This window comes from Escherichia sp. MOD1-EC5990 (genome assembly GCF_002965285.1).
GTDB classification, from domain to species: domain Bacteria; phylum Pseudomonadota; class Gammaproteobacteria; order Enterobacterales; family Enterobacteriaceae; genus Escherichia; species Escherichia coli_F.
In genome coordinates this window covers 66,292-81,617 of sequence record NZ_PTRV01000004.1, presented here as the reverse complement: position 1 = coordinate 81,617, position 15,326 = coordinate 66,292, and the positions used below count along the sequence as shown (strand labels likewise).

Below are 15,326 nucleotides of genomic sequence, written 5' to 3'. Positions count from 1 at the left end.
GGGGTTGTGAGCATAACGTAATGCTTATTTCACCGGACGCATCGCCGGGAACAGAATAACGTCACGGATGGTATGGCTGTTGGTGAACAGCATTACCATACGGTCGATACCAATTCCCAGACCTGCTGTCGGCGGTAAGCCGTGTTCCAGTGCGGTGACATAATCTTCGTCGTAGAACATCGCTTCGTCGTCGCCTGCGTCTTTCGCGGCAACCTGATCCAGGAAGCGCTGCGCCTGATCTTCCGCGTCATTCAGCTCGCTAAAACCGTTACCGATTTCACGACCACCAATGAAGAACTCAAAGCGGTCAGTGATTTCCGGGTTAACGTCATTACGACGCGCCAGCGGAGAAACTTCTGCCGGATATTCAGTAATGAAGGTCGGCTGGATCAGATGTGCTTCTGCCACTTCTTCGAAGATCTCGGTAACGATACGGCCCAGACCCCAGCTCTTCTCAACGTGGATGCCGATAGATTCAGCAATCGCTTTTGCAGAGTCGAAGTTGTCCAGATCCGCCATGTCGGTTTCCGGGCGATATTTCTTGATCGCTTCACGCATGGTCAGTTTTTCGAACGGTTTACCGAAGTCCAGCGTTACGTCGCCGTAGGTCACTTCCGTCTTACCGAGAATATCCTGTGCCAGAGTACGGAACAGCGATTCGGTCAGCTCGATCAGATCTTTATAATCCGCGTAAGCCATGTAGAGTTCCATCATGGTGAACTCTGGGTTATGACGTACGGAGATACCTTCGTTACGGAAGTTACGGTTGATTTCGAATACACGCTCGAAGCCACCAACTACCAGACGCTTGAGGTACAGTTCCGGCGCGATACGCAGGTACATGTCGAGATCCAGCGCATTGTGATGGGTGATAAACGGACGCGCCGCCGCGCCGCCTGGGATCACCTGCATCATCGGCGTTTCAACTTCCATAAAGCCACGATTCACCATGAACTGGCGAATGCCAGAGAGGATCTGCGAACGCACTTTAAAGGTGTTGCGGGATTCATCGTTAGAAATGAGATCCAGATAACGCTGACGATAGCGCGCTTCCTGATCCTGCAAACCGTGGAATTTGTCCGGCAGCGGACGCAGTGCTTTGGTCAGCAGACGCAGCTCGGTACAGTGGATAGACAGTTCACCCGTTTTGGTTTTGAACAGTTTACCTTTCGCGCCGAGGATATCGCCGAGATCCCATTTTTTGAATTGATCGTTGTAAACGCCTTCCGGTAAATCGTCACGGGCAACGTACAGCTGAATGCGGCCGCCAACGTCCTGCAGAGTAACGAAGGAGGCTTTACCCATAATACGACGGGTCATCATGCGGCCAGCAACGGCAACTTCGATGTTCAGCGCTTCCAGTTCTTCGTTTTCTTTGCCGTCGAATTCTGCGTGCAATTGGTCAGAGGTATGATCGCGACGGAAATCGTTCGGGAAGGCAATCCCCTGCTCACGCAGGTTCGCCAGCTTCTCACGACGCGTTTTCATTTCATTGTTAAGATCGACTACCGCGTCAGCGCCCTGTGCGTGTTGTTCAGACATGTTGGTTCCTCATAACCCTGCTTTCAAACTTGCTTCGATAAATTGATCCAGGCTGCCGTCCAGCACTGCCTGCGTGTTACGAGTTTCTACCCCGGTACGCAGATCTTTAATGCGGGAGTCATCAAGGACATAAGAACGAATCTGGCTGCCCCAGCCGATGTCAGATTTGTTATCTTCCATCGCCTGTTTCTCGGCATTTTTCTTCTGCATCTCCAGTTCATAAAGCTTCGCTTTCATCTGCTTCATGGCCTGGTCTTTGTTCTTGTGCTGGGAACGGTCGTTCTGGCATTGGGTCACAATCCCGGTTGGGATGTGAGTAATACGCACCGCAGATTCGGTACGGTTAACGTGCTGACCACCCGCGCCGGATGCGCGATAAACGTCGATGCGCAGATCCGCCGGATTGATTTCGATATCGATATCATCATCGACTTCCGGGTAAACAAACGCGGAGCTGAACGACGTGTGGCGACGACCGCCGGAGTCAAACGGGCTCTTGCGCACCAGGCGGTGAACGCCGGTTTCTGTACGCAGCCAGCCGTAAGCGTAATCGCCGGAGATTTTGATAGTCACGGATTTAATACCCGCCACTTCACCTTCCGACTCTTCGATAATTTCAGTTTTGAAACCACGCGATTCAGCCCAGCGCAGATACATACGCTCAAGCATGCTCGCCCAGTCCTGTGCTTCCGTACCGCCAGAACCTGCCTGAATATCGAGGTAGCAGTCGGCGCTATCATATTCGCCAGAGAACATACGACGGAACTCAAGCTGCGCCAGTTTTTCTTCCAGGGCGTCGAGTTCAGCAACGGCTTCGTTAAAGGTTTCTTCGTCGTCAGCTTCTACAGCCAGCTCCAGCAGACCAGAAACATCTTCCAGCCCCTGTTTCATTTGGTCGAGGGTGTCGACAACGGCTTCGAGGGAGGAACGCTCTTTACCCAGCGCCTGTGCGCGTTCGGGTTCGTTCCAGACATCCGGCTGTTCCAGCTCGGCGTTTACTTCTTCCAGACGCTCTTTCTTGGCGTCGTAGTCAAAGATACCCCCTAAGAACGTCGGAGCGTTCCGTGAGGTCCTGAATGCGATTATTTACCGGATTAATTTCAAACATGGTCTGATTTCTTTTATTGAACTAGTCAAAATGCGGTGATAAGAGCGGGATTGTACCGAATCCACGCTCTTTTTTATAGATAATATGACGCTAAATTGGCCAGATATTGTCGATGATAATTTGCAGGCTGCGGTTGCCACGAAACTCGTTGATATCCAGCTTGTAAGCCAGTTGCACTTCGCGCACGCCGTTATCCGGCCAGAGGGCGGTATCGACATTAAAAGCAATACCGTCCAGCAGCGGACCGCCGCCGACCGGTTCGACCATGACTTTCAAATGACGTTCACCCACCAGTCGCTGTTGCAGCAGACGGAAATGACCGTCAAACAGCGGCTCCGGGAACATCTGCCCCCACGGGCCAGCATCGCGCAGCAGCTGCGCCACTTCCATGGTCATTTCGGCTGGGCTTAGCGGACCGTCTGACACCACTTCGCCTTGCAATAGCGAAGGGTCCAGCCACTCAGTAACCAGTTCGCCAAACCGTTGCTGAAAGAGTTCGAATTTATCCTCTTCCAGCGACAGGCCTGCCGCCATCGCATGACCGCCAAACTTCAGCATCATGCCGGGGTAGAGTGTGTCTAGCCGCTCCAGCGCATCACGCATATGCAGCCCCTGAATGGAGCGACCGGAACCTTTCAGCGTACCGTCACCCGCAGGCGCAAAAGCGATAACCGGACGGTGAAAACGCTCTTTAATACGCGAAGCCAGAATACCGACAACGCCCTGATGCCATTCCGGGTGATACATTGCCAGCCCGCCGGGTAGCGTGTCGCGGCTGCGCTCCAGTTTCTCGCACAGGGTCAGGGCTTCAACCTGCATTCCCTGTTCGATCTCTTTTCGCGTCTGGTTTAGCGCATCGAGTTCATTTGCCAGTACGCGCGCTTCGCCGATGTTGTCGCACAGCAACAGCGCCACACCAACGGACATATCATCCAGTCTCCCGGCTGCATTGAGACGTGGCCCCAGCGCAAAACCTAAATCGCTGGCGGCGAGTTTTTGCGCATCGCGATTGGCCACTTCCAGCAGCGCTTTAATCCCTGGACGGCACTTTCCGGCACGGATGCGACTCATCCCCTGCCAGGTCAGAATGCGATTATTAGCATCCAGCGGCACGACGTCCGCCACTGTCCCCAACGCGACCAGATCCAGCAGTTCTGCCAGGTTAGGAATTGCGATGCCGCGCTCATCAAACCAGCCCTGATCGCGCAAAAAGGTGCGCAGCGCCAGCATCAGATAAAACGCCACCCCCACGCCTGCCAGTGATTTCGACGGGAAATTGCAGTCGCGCAAGTTAGGGTTAATGATCGCTTCCGCCGCGGGTAATGTTTCGCCCGGCAAATGGTGATCGGTAACAATAACCGGAATGCCCAACGAGCGAGCGTGTTCAACCCCCGCATGGGAGGAAATGCCGTTATCCACCGTGACAATTAACTGCGCGCCACGGGCATGGGCCTGATCGACCACTTCCGGGCTTAAGCCGTAACCGTCTTCGAAACGGTTTGGTACCAGGTAGTCGATATTGCTGCAACCAAGCGAGCGCATCGCCAGCACGCTTAGAGCCGTGCTGGTGGCACCGTCGGCGTCGAAGTCACCGACCACCATAATCCGCGTTCCTTCGCGAAAAGCGTTGTAAAGGATCTCAACGGCCTTTTCGACGCCGCTCAGTTGCTGCCAGGGCAGCATACCTTTTACACTACGTTCCAGTTCTTGCGCACTGCGTACTCCCCGGCTGGCATATAAACGGCGCAGCAAGGGAGGCAATTCAGCGGGCAAGTCTGCCGTTTCATCGACTTCACGGCGACGAAGTTGTATCTGTTGTTTCACGCGAATTATTTACCGCTGGTCATTTTTTGGTGTTCGTCGAGGAATTCTTTCATCTCTTTCGGCGGCTGGTAACCCGGAACAAGTGTGCCATTGCTCAGCACAATTGCCGGAGTGCCACTAACGCCAAGCTGGACGCCAAGTGCGTAATGATCGGCAATATCGATATCGCAACTTGCCGGAGTGGCAGCTTTACCCGCCATCACATCATCAAACGCTTTCTTTTTATCTTTCGCACACCAGATGGCTTTCATTTGTTGCTCAGCCTGGCTCTCCAGCCCCTGGCGAGGGAAAGCAAGATAACGCACGGTGATCCCCAGCGCGTTGTAGTCTGCCATTTGCTCATGCAGTTTGTGGCAGTAACCACAGGTAATATCAGTAAACACGGTAATGACGTGTTTTTCCTGCGGCGCTTTATAAACGATCATCTCGTTTTCAAGCGCGTTCAGCTGCTTTAACAACATCTTATTAGTGACATTGACCGGAGTCGTTCCGCTAACGTCATACATTGGTCCCTGAATGATATGTTTACCATCATCAGTGATGTACAACACACCGCTGTTAGTCAGAACTGTCTTCATACCAGCCACGGGCGCAGGCTGAATATCACTGCTTTTGATGCCCATTTTGGCTAACGTTTGTTGAATTGCCGCGTCATCAGCCTGAGCAAAACCAGAAAACGCCGCCAACAACGTAAATAACATAAAACCTTTCTTCATAAATCTTCCCGTTCTTTTCAGACATCACGCCCGCGGGTGATGCTGTTGATGAAGTTGCCGCAGACGCTCGGTAGCGACATGCGTATAAATTTGCGTGGTGGAGAGATCGCTGTGGCCCAGTAGCATCTGAACCACGCGTAAATCCGCACCATGATTTAATAAATGAGTGGCAAAGGCGTGACGCAACACATGCGGTGACAACTTTTCGCTGTCGATCCCCGCCAGCACAGCATAATGTTTAATGCGGTGCCAGAAGGTTTGTCTCGTCATCTGCTGCGCGCGCTGGCTGGGAAACAACACGTCAATTGACACACCGTTTAGCAACCACGGTCGCCCGTGTTCCAGATAAGTTTCCAGCCAGTAAACCGCCTCTTCACCTAACGGCACAAGGCGTTCTTTGTTGCCTTTACCAATGACCCGCACTACGCCCTGACGCAGGCTGATATCACTCATTGTCAGCCCGACCAGTTCAGAGACTCGCAGCCCGGTAGCATACAACACTTCAAGCATGGCTTTATCGCGCAGCTCCAGTGGCTGATCAATTAATGGTGCCTGTAATAATCGTTCGACCTGCGCTTCGCTTAAATCTTTTGGCAAACGCTGGGGCAATTTCGGCGAAGCGAGATGCGCGCTGGGATCATCTTCACGAAATTTTTCGCGATAAAGATACTGGAACAATCGGCGCACTGCACTCAGCAAACGCGCTGAGCTGGTGGCTTTATACCCCCCCTCCAGCCGTTCTGCCAGTAATGCCTGCAAATCGTCACTTTGCGCCGTCGCCAGCGTCAACCCGCGGTGATGCAACCACTCCACCATCATTGACAGATCGCGACGGTAAGCGTTCAACGTATTTTCAGCCAGATTTTTTTCCAGCCACAGAGCATCAAGAAACTGCTCGATGCGTGCCAGATCCTGTTTCACTTGCGCCCCTTATGGTCACTCATTTGATCCATTATGCCTTATTGTGCCGTGACTAAAGCGATTCTGATACACTAGCCGCAAAAGCCACAGCAGAATCGAGAAGCTTACGTTATGAATATGGGTCTTTTTTATGGTTCCAGCACCTGTTATACCGAAATGGCGGCAGAAAAAATCCGCGATATTATCGGCCCAGAACTGGTGACCTTACATAACCTCAAGGACGACTCCCCGAAATTAATGGAGCAGTACGATGTGCTCATTCTGGGTATCCCGACCTGGGATTTTGGCGAAATCCAGGAAGACTGGGAAGCCGTCTGGGATCAGCTCGACGACCTGAATCTCGAAGGTAAAATTGTTGCGCTGTATGGGCTTGGCGATCAACTGGGGTACGGCGAGTGGTTCCTCGATGCGCTCGGCATGCTGCATGACAAACTCTCGACCAAAGGCGTGAAGTTCGTCGGCTACTGGCCAACGGAAGGATATGAGTTTACCAGCCCGAAACCGGTGATTGCTGACGGGCAACTGTTCGTGGGTCTGGCGCTGGACGAAACTAATCAGTATGACCTTAGCGACGAGCGTATTCAGAGCTGGTGCGAGCAAATCCTCAACGAAATGGCAGAGCATTACGCCTGACGTCACTGACGGCTTAGCGCACAGGCTTTGCCGTCATCTTTATCTTTGCGTCTCTTGTTGCAACAAAATCCGCCGTAAATCCCGCCATTCGGCTTCGTCCATGCTGTCGGCTGCCAGCCACAGGTGCTGACGTTTACCGCTATCAGAACGTAAACGCAACATCATGCCGCTTTTAATCATCCACGGCGCTTTGACGATGCACCACTCCTGCCCTTGCCAACGCAAACGCCCGTCCATCAACAGGCGAATTTCCCCCTGGCGGGCATTAATGCGTCGCTGGCTGCGAACGCAATCAAACACCACCAGCGAAAGTAACACCATCCATAACGGGGTGTAACTTAACGGCCAGGGCATGAGTAAAATAACAGCGGCAACCAGCCCATGAATCAGCAAGGAAAGCCACTGCGCGCGCCAGGAGACGCGTAAATCAGATTGCCACAGGACCACGTTCCCGATTCCGTGTCTGGATGAGTCGGACCATCATTTCCAGTTCTGCATCGGCCGGTTTACCATGATTCATCAGCCAGTTGAACAGATCGGGATCGTCACATTCCAGCAGACGAATAAAGATGCGTTTTTCGTCATCACTTAAGCTGTCGTACTCATGTTCGAAAAACGGCATGATTGAAATATCGAGTTCGCGCATACCGCGGCGGCATGCCCAGTGAATGCGGGCTTTGTTATTAATGTCCATCTTCTTCCTGTCTCACGAAAATCCAGTACCAGGCTATTGTAACGTGTTTTTCGACTTCTTTTGCGGGAATATCAGTAAACACAATCGCGATCGCGAAATTAACCCACAATATTTCAAGGGCTTCATTTTTTTGGAAGTCGCCTCGCAAAGCATATCAGAAGGCACAGATCGCGTAGTGAAAGCACTTGCATTGCCTCATAGCTCTTTTACCATTAGTCATTAATACGCCGTTAAGCAACTCAGGACTCTATTATGGCTTTTACACCTTTTCCTCCCCGTCAGCCTACGGCTTCTGCCCGTTTGCCACTGACGCTGATGACGCTTGATGACTGGGCGCTTGCCACCATTACTGGCACGGACAGCGAAAAATATATGCAGGGTCAGGTGACAGCAGATGTCAGCCAGATGACAGAAGATCAGCACCTGCTCGCCGCCCATTGCGACGCCAAAGGTAAAATGTGGAGCAATTTACGTCTGTTCCGCGACGGCGACGGCTTTGCGTGGATTGAACGGCGCAGCGTGCGCGAGTCGCAACTGACTGAACTGAAAAAATATGCGGTGTTCTCTAAAGTGACCATCGCGCCAGACGACGAGCGTGTGCTGCTTGGTGTTGCCGGTTTTCAGGCGCGCGCCGCGCTGGCAAATCTCTTTAGTGAACTGCCTTCGAAGGAAAAGCAGGTTATCAGAGAAGGTGCGACTACCCTGCTATGGTTTGAACACCCAGCAGAACGTTTCCTGATTGTAACCGATGAAGCTACCGCCAATATGCTGACCGATAAACTGCGCGGTGAAGCAGAACTGAACAATAGCCAACAGTGGCTGGCATTAAACATTGAAGCGGGTTTTCCGGTGATTGATGCCGCCAACAGCGGGCAGTTTATCCCACAGGCGACCAACCTCCAGGCGCTGGGCGGCATCAGCTTTAAAAAAGGCTGCTATACCGGACAAGAGATGGTGGCGCGAGCAAAATTCCGTGGGGCCAACAAACGCGCGCTCTGGTTGCTGGCAGGTAGTGCCAGCCGACTGCCGGAAGCGGGTGAAGACTTAGAGCTGAAAATGGGCGAGAACTGGCGTCGTACCGGTACGGTGCTGGCTGCGGTAAAACTGGAAGATGGTCAGGTCGTGGTACAGGTCGTCATGAATAACGATATGGAACCGGACAGCATCTTCCGCGTACGCGACGATGCGAATACATTGCATATCGAGCCGCTGCCGTATTCGCTGGAAGAGTAAATCTCTGTATCGCTCCGGCGACTATTGCCTGATGCGACGCTGACGCGTCTTATCATGCCTGGGATTTGGTGCCTTTATCACACCAAGGACGCGGCCCGTAGGCCGGATAAGGCGTTCACGCCGCATCCGGCAGTTGCGATCCGATGCCTGATGCGACGCTGACGCGTCTTATCAGGCCTACAAAGGCACACCCATTACGCCTGCCCAATATACAAATAGATCGCCAGAAAGTGGCACACGCTGCCGCCGAGCACAAAGCCGTGCCAGATGGCATGATTGTACGGAATGCGTTTGCAGACATAGAAAATCACCCCGAGCGAATAAACCACTCCGCCTACCGCCAGTAAGGTAACGCTGCCCGCCGCGAGCTTAACGGCCATTTCATAAATCACCACCAGCGACAGCCAGCCCATCGCCAGATAAGTCACCAGAGATAAAATTTTGAATCGGTGCGCGATGGTCAGCTTGAACAGAATCCCCAACAGCGCCAGGCTCCAGATAACAATCATCAACCCGCGCGCTAACGGAGAATCCAGCCCCACCAGCAAAAACGGCGTGTAGGTTCCGGCAATCAATAGATAAATGGCACAGTGGTCAAATTTCTTCAGCCACATTTTTGCCCGTTGATGGGGAACGGCGTGATAAAGCGTCGAAGCAAGAAACAGCAGGATCATACTGCCGCCATAGAGGCTGTAACTGGTTATCGCTGTGGCGCTGGCATTGAGATCCACCGCCTGAACCAGTAACAACACCAGCCCAACGATACCAAACACCAGCCCAATGCCGTGACTGACGCTGTTGGCAATTTCCTCTGCCAGCGAATATCCCTGCTTAATGAGGGGCTTCTGAACCATAACTTACTCCGGAGAAACGTACACGCACGTGAACACTTCTCCAGCGTAACTGAGAATAGTTCCAGTGAACACCTGTTAGCTAAAATAAATTCTGATTTGAGACTAATCTCCGAAAAATCATGAAATTAAATACGAAATTTCAACTAACAGGCGTGAGTTCAATTTAAAGGCATTTAAATTCAATCACATAAAACTGTGTCTGGCCGGGATAGATATCGGCAATGACCTTTTTCAGATCAGTCAGGGTCATATTTTCCTGCTCTGCATGTTTTTCCGTCAGTGTATCCAGCGTTACGGTTGAGGTTGCGGTGACTTCAATCGTGCAAAAATAACCGTCATCTTCAAAACGCCCGACACGAAGCACATCACCCGTTTTGAAGTGCGATTCAGACTCGTCGCGGATGGTGATGGTTTTACGCCCAGCCAGAATGTCATCCTGGAATCGTTGAAAAAAAGTGATGTCGTTTGGCTGCATGGTACTATTTCCTGTAAGAATTGACTCATCTGGAGCCTATGATAGTGAAAAAACTCACCTTACCGAAAGATTTCTTATGGGGCGGCGCAGTTGCCGCTCATCAGGTCGAAGGCGGCTGGAACAAAGGCGGCAAAGGACCGAGTATTTGTGACGTACTGACCGGTGGCGCACACGGCGTGCCGCGCGAAATCACCAAAGAAGTCTTGCCGGGCAAATACTATCCGAACCATGAAGCCGTTGATTTTTATGGTCACTACAAGGAAGACATCAAGCTATTTGCCGAAATGGGCTTCAAATGTTTTCGTACATCCATCGCCTGGACGCGCATTTTTCCAAAAGGTGATGAAGCTCAGCCAAACGAAGAAGGGCTGAAGTTCTACGATGATATGTTCGATGAACTGCTGAAATACAACATCGAACCGGTGATCACCCTCTCCCACTTTGAAATGCCGCTGCATCTGGTGCAGCAATACGGTAGCTGGACTAACCGTAAAGTGGTTGATTTCTTTGTACGTTTCGCGGAAGTGGTATTTGAACGCTATAAGCATAAAGTCAAATACTGGATGACCTTCAACGAAATTAACAACCAGCGTAACTGGCGTGCACCTCTGTTCGGTTACTGCTGCTCTGGCGTGGTGTATACCGAACATGAAAACCCGGAAGAGACGATGTATCAGGTGCTGCATCACCAGTTTGTCGCCAGCGCCCTGGCGGTGAAAGCCGCGCGTCGCATTAACCCGGAGATGAAAGTCGGCTGTATGCTGGCGATGGTGCCGCTCTATCCTTACTCCTGTAACCCGGACGATGTGATGTTCGCTCAGGAGTCGATGCGCGAACGCTACGTCTTTACCGATGTGCAGCTACGCGGCTATTACCCGTCGTATGTGTTGAACGAGTGGGAGCGTCGCAGATTTAACATCAAAATGGAAGACGGCGATCTCGATGTACTGCGTGAAGGCACCTGCGATTATCTTGGTTTCAGCTATTACATGACCAACGCAGTGAAGGCCGAAGGCGGCACCGGCGATGCGATCTCTGGTTTTGAAGGCAGTGTACCGAACCCATTTGTTAAAGCGTCGGACTGGGGATGGCAGATTGATCCGGTGGGTCTGCGCTATGCACTATGCGAACTGTATGAGCGTTATCAGAAGCCGCTGTTTATTGTCGAAAACGGTTTTGGCGCTTACGACAAAGTGGAAGAAGACGGCAGCATCAACGACGACTACCGCATTGATTACCTGCGCGCCCATATCGAAGAGATGAAAAAAGCGGTGACTTACGATGGCGTGGACCTGATGGGCTACACACCGTGGGGCTGCATCGACTGTGTATCTTTCACCACCGGGCAGTACAGCAAACGCTACGGCTTTATCTATGTGGATAAACATGACGACGGTACTGGCGATATGTCGCGTTCACGTAAGAAGAGCTTTGACTGGTACAAAGAGGTGATTGCCAGCAACGGCGAGAAGCTTTAAGTCGATGAAGTACCGGATGCAATACTTGTTGCGTTGCATCCGGTCAGACAACTGTCCTGTTTTATTTCCCGCCCGCCAAATCGATAAAACTTCCCGTAACATAAGAGGCTTTATCACTTAACAGCCAGACGATGGCCTGCGCGACCTCTTCCGCCTGTCCGCCACGCTGCATGGGGATGTTCGACTTAACGCGATCAACGCGTCCAGGCTCGCCACCGCTGGCGTGCATTTCGGTATAAATAAACCCTGGCCGCACGCCGTTAACGCGGATCCCCTGCGCGGCGACTTCCAGCGACAGCCCTGTGGTTAACGTATCAATCGCCCCTTTCGAGGCCGCATAATCAACGTATTCCCCCGGAGATCCCAGCCGTGAGGCCACTGAAGAGACGTTGACGATAGCACCGCCATTACCGCCATTTTTAAGCGCCATGCGCTTTACCGCCTCGCGGCAGCAGAGAAAATATCCCGTCACATTGGTGGAAAGTACTCGGTTGATTCGCTCTGCGGTGAGATTTTCCACTGAGCATTGGGTAAACAAAATTCCTGCGTTATTGACCAGTGCGGCTAGCGGTTCATCGCGCTGGTCGATTGCCGCAAACATCACCACCACCTGGTTTTCGTCACTGATATCCGCCTGGAGCGCAAACGCTTTGCCACCGGCTTGCGTGATTAACTTCACAACTTCCTGCGCTGCGTGGCGGTTTTGCTGATAATTAACCGCCACCGTATATCCTTCTTGCGCCAACAGTAACGCCGTTGCTCGCCCGATGCCACGACTGCCACCCGTCACAAGTGCTATAGCCATTTGTTTTCCCCAAAAATAAAGGCGCCGAAGCGCCTTTAGAAGATAGTCGAATCAGTAAATTACTGGTATTCGCTAATCGGTACGCAGGAGCAGAACAGGTTACGGTCGCCGTAAACATCATCCAGACGTTTCACTGTTGGCCAGTATTTGTCTGCCACGCCTGCCGGGAATACTGCAACTTCACGGCTGTACGGATGCGCCCACTCGGCGACCAGTTCGCTCTGAATGTGCGGCGCGTTCACTAGCGGGTTATCTTCCAGCGGCCAAACACCGGCTTTCACCTGGTCGATTTCTGCGCGGATAGACAGCATCGCATCGATAAAACGATCCAGTTCCACTTTGCTTTCAGATTCAGTCGGTTCAACCATCAGCGTACCCGCCACCGGGAACGACATAGTCGGCGCGTGAAAACCGTAGTCGATCAGGCGCTTGGCAATATCCAGCTCGCTGATGCCGGTTTCTTCTTTCAGCGGGCGAATATCGAGAATACATTCGTGCGCCACGCGACCGTCGCGGCCGGTATACAGCACCGGGAAGGCATCCTGCAGGCGGCTGGCAATATAGTTGGCGTTAAGAATTGCCACCTGGCTTGCTTTTTTCAGCCCTTCTGCGCCCATCATGCGGATGTACATCCAGCTGATTGGCAGAATGGATGCGCTACCGAACGGTGCCGCAGAAACCGCGCCCTGACGGGTTAACATGCCTTCGATTTGCACCACGCTATGACCCGGTACAAACGGTGCCAGATGCGCTTTCACACCGATCGGTCCCATACCCGGACCACCACCGCCGTGCGGAATGCAGAAAGTTTTATGCAGGTTAAGGTGCGAAACGTCCGCGCCAATAAAGCCCGGCGAAGTGATGCCAACCTGGGCGTTCATGTTCGCGCCATCAAGGTAAACCTGACCGCCGAACTGATGCACGATTTCACACACTTCACGGATCGTTTCTTCGTACACGCCGTGGGTGGAAGGATAGGTCACCATAATGCAGGAGAGATTATCGCCCGCCTGCTCCGCTTTCGCGCGCAGGTCAGTCAGATCGATGTTGCCGTTTTTATCACACGCCACAACCACCACCTGCATTCCTGCCATATGCGCGGAAGCCGGGTTAGTGCCGTGCGCAGAAGCCGGGATCAGGCAGATATCGCGATGCCCTTCGTTGCGGCTTTCATGATAATGACGAATCGCCAGCAGCCCCGCGTATTCGCCCTGAGCGCCAGAGTTCGGCTGCATACAGACGGCGTCGTAACCGGTCAGTTTCACCAGCCAGTCAGCCAGTTGGGCGATCATCTGCTGATAACCTTCGGCCTGTTCCGGCGGGCAGAACGGGTGCAGTTCGGCAAATTCCGGCCAGGTGATTGGGATCATCTCGGCGGCGGCGTTCAGTTTCATGGTGCAGGAACCCAGCGGGATCATCGCCTGATTCAGCGCCAGATCTTTACGCTCCAGCGAGTGCATATAGCGCATCATTTCGGTTTCGCTGTGGTAGCGATTAAACACCGGATGGGTGAGAATTTCGTCATCGCGCAGCATTGCAGGCTGAATAGAACGGCTGTCGTGAGCCACGTCTTTGTCCAGCGTGTCGATGTCCAGTCCGTGATTATCGCCCAGCAGTACGCTGAAAAGCTGCATCACGTTTTCGCGCGTGGTGGTTTCATCAAGGGTGATCCCCACCGCATTCAGAATATCACTACGCAGGTTGATTTCAGCCGCTTCGGCACGCGACAGCACGCCCGCTTTGTCGGCCACTTCCACACACAAAGTATCGAAATAGTGCGCATGGCGCAGCTTCAGACCTTTTTGTTGCAGGCCCGCCGCCAGGATATCGGTCAGACGGTGGATGCGGTTAGCGATACGTTTCAGGCCAACCGGGCCGTGATAAACGGCATACAGGCTGGCGATGTTTGCCAGCAGTACCTGGGAAGTACAAATGTTGGAGTTCGCTTTCTCACGGCGAATATGTTGCTCGCGAGTCTGCATCGCCATGCGCAGAGCGGTATTGCCCGCAGCATCTTTCGATACACCAATAATACGGCCCGGCATTGAGCGTTTGTATTCATCTTTCGCCGCAAAGAATGCCGCATGTGGGCCACCGTAGCCCATCGGTACGCCAAAGCGTTGCGCCGAACCAAAGACAATATCCGCGCCCTGTTTACCCGGTGCAGTTAACAGCACCAGCGCCATAATATCGGCGGCGACGCTGACTACAATTTTGCGTGATTTCAGTTCGCTGATAAGCGCAGTGTAGTCGTGAATTTCACCGGTAGTGCCAACCTGCTGTAACAGCACGCCGAAGACGTCCTGGTGATCGAGAACTTTTTGCGCATCGTCGACAATCACTTCAAAACCAAAGGTTTCTGCGCGTGTACGTACTACATCTAAGGTTTGCGGATGCACGTCAGAAGCAACGAAGAAGCGGTTGGCATTTTTCAGTTTACTGACGCGTTTTGCCATCGCCATTGCTTCGGCGGCAGCGGTGGCTTCATCCAACAAAGAAGCAGAGGCCATATCCAGCCCGGTCAAATCCAGCGTTACCTGCTGGAAGTTAAGCAGTGCTTCAAGGCGGCCCTGGGAGACTTCAGGTTGATACGGAGTATACGCGGTATACCAGCCCGGATTTTCCAGCATGTTACGCAGGATAACCGGCGGTAGCTGCACGGCGGTGTAACCCATGCCGATGTAAGACGCGAAGCGTTTATTGCGACTGGCAATAGCCTTGAGTTCCGCCAGCGCGGCGTATTCGGTCGCCGGTGCGCCAACCTGCGGTGGTATCGCAAGCTGAATATCTTTCGGCACAATCTGGCCGGTCAGCGCGTTTAACGATTGTGCGCCAACGGCATTCAGCATTTCTTGCTGTTGCGCGGCGTCCGGTCCGATATGGCGTTCAATAAAAGCGCCGCTGTTTTCAAGCTGGCTTAACGTCTGTGTCATGAGCGATGGTTCCTGAAACGTGCAGTGAATTGTGAACCTCTCTCCTTGCGAAGAGAGTGAGGGTGAGGCGTAAATGTTCCTCACCCTAATCCTCTTCCGCAGAAGAGGAA

General features: G+C 52.8%; 14 protein-coding genes. 3 read left to right on the top strand and 11 right to left on the bottom strand.

The features are described 5' to 3' along the window. Window positions 1-24: 24 nt before the first annotated feature. From lysS to xerD, 5 genes are all read right to left on the bottom strand, one after another. Window positions 25-1,542 carry a lysine--tRNA ligase gene (gene lysS, locus BEB42_RS06115; RefSeq protein WP_105267224.1) on the bottom strand — a complete coding sequence of 506 codons (1,518 nt, stop codon included), beginning with the start codon at window positions 1,540-1,542 and terminating at the stop codon, window positions 25-27. 9 nt (window positions 1,543-1,551) lie between these two features. Beyond that, a protein-coding gene (gene prfB, locus BEB42_RS06110) for a peptide chain release factor 2 (RefSeq protein WP_001701073.1) occupies window positions 1,552-2,650 on the bottom strand; the annotation gives its coding sequence in 2 pieces (ribosomal slippage) (window positions 1,552-2,574 and window positions 2,576-2,650; 1,098 coding nt in all). Window positions 2,651-2,740: 90 nt separating this feature from the next. Beyond that, window positions 2,741-4,474, bottom strand: coding sequence for a single-stranded-DNA-specific exonuclease RecJ (gene recJ / locus BEB42_RS06105; RefSeq protein WP_000813234.1), 1,734 nt, complete (start codon window positions 4,472-4,474; stop codon window positions 2,741-2,743). 5 nt (window positions 4,475-4,479) lie between these two features. Further along, a complete protein-coding gene (dsbC, locus tag BEB42_RS06100) occupies window positions 4,480-5,190 on the bottom strand; it encodes a bifunctional protein-disulfide isomerase/oxidoreductase DsbC (protein ID WP_000715223.1) in 711 nt (236 codons plus the stop codon). 24 nt (window positions 5,191-5,214) lie between these two features. Continuing rightward, window positions 5,215-6,111 (bottom strand): site-specific tyrosine recombinase XerD, encoded by an 897-nt coding sequence (gene xerD, locus BEB42_RS06095; RefSeq protein WP_000806638.1) that lies wholly within the window; start codon window positions 6,109-6,111, stop codon window positions 5,215-5,217. A gap of 111 nt (window positions 6,112-6,222) precedes the next feature. Here xerD and fldB point away from each other — a divergent pair, with 111 nt between their 5' ends. Next, window positions 6,223-6,744, top strand: coding sequence for a flavodoxin FldB (fldB, locus tag BEB42_RS06090; protein WP_001055874.1), 522 nt, complete (start codon window positions 6,223-6,225; stop codon window positions 6,742-6,744). A 39-nt stretch (window positions 6,745-6,783) separates the two neighbouring features. Here the strand turns inward: fldB and BEB42_RS06085 are convergent, their stop codons facing one another. Beyond that, window positions 6,784-7,191 carry a protein YgfX gene (locus BEB42_RS06085; RefSeq protein WP_000244774.1) on the bottom strand — a complete coding sequence of 136 codons (408 nt, stop codon included), beginning with the start codon at window positions 7,189-7,191 and terminating at the stop codon, window positions 6,784-6,786. Next, entirely contained in the window at window positions 7,172-7,438 is a 267-nt protein-coding gene (sdhE, locus tag BEB42_RS06080; RefSeq protein ID WP_000354046.1) for an FAD assembly factor SdhE, read from the bottom strand. Before sdhE ends, BEB42_RS06085 begins: the two co-directional genes overlap by 20 nt. A 252-nt stretch (window positions 7,439-7,690) precedes the next feature. Between sdhE and ygfZ the strand changes: the two genes are divergently transcribed. Further along, entirely contained in the window at window positions 7,691-8,671 is a 981-nt protein-coding gene (gene ygfZ, locus BEB42_RS06070) for a tRNA-modifying protein YgfZ (protein ID WP_000886103.1), read from the top strand. Window positions 8,672-8,865: 194 nt separating this feature from the next. Here ygfZ and trhA read toward each other — a convergent pair whose 3' ends face one another. Continuing rightward, window positions 8,866-9,525: a PAQR family membrane homeostasis protein TrhA gene (gene trhA, locus BEB42_RS06065; RefSeq protein ID WP_000250283.1), complete on the bottom strand. Its 660-nt coding sequence runs from the start codon at window positions 9,523-9,525 to the stop codon at window positions 8,866-8,868. A 163-nt stretch (window positions 9,526-9,688) separates the two neighbouring features. Then, window positions 9,689-10,000 carry a N(4)-acetylcytidine aminohydrolase gene (yqfB, locus tag BEB42_RS06060; protein ID WP_001182952.1) on the bottom strand — a complete coding sequence of 104 codons (312 nt, stop codon included), beginning with the start codon at window positions 9,998-10,000 and terminating at the stop codon, window positions 9,689-9,691. A 44-nt stretch (window positions 10,001-10,044) separates the two neighbouring features. Here yqfB and bglA point away from each other — a divergent pair, with 44 nt between their 5' ends. Next, complete coding sequence (gene bglA, locus BEB42_RS06055; RefSeq protein WP_157942748.1) at window positions 10,045-11,478, top strand: 6-phospho-beta-glucosidase BglA; 1,434 nt, start codon at window positions 10,045-10,047, stop codon at window positions 11,476-11,478. A 61-nt stretch (window positions 11,479-11,539) separates the two neighbouring features. On the opposite strand, the gene BEB42_RS06050 is transcribed toward bglA, so the two are convergent. Together BEB42_RS06050 and gcvP are read right to left on the bottom strand one after the other, a co-directional pair. Continuing rightward, window positions 11,540-12,283, bottom strand: coding sequence for an SDR family oxidoreductase (locus tag BEB42_RS06050; RefSeq protein WP_105267221.1), 744 nt, complete (start codon window positions 12,281-12,283; stop codon window positions 11,540-11,542). 59 nt (window positions 12,284-12,342) lie between these two features. Beyond that, complete coding sequence (gene gcvP, locus BEB42_RS06045) at window positions 12,343-15,216, bottom strand: aminomethyl-transferring glycine dehydrogenase (protein WP_105267220.1); 2,874 nt, start codon at window positions 15,214-15,216, stop codon at window positions 12,343-12,345. Window positions 15,217-15,326 lie beyond the last annotated feature (110 nt).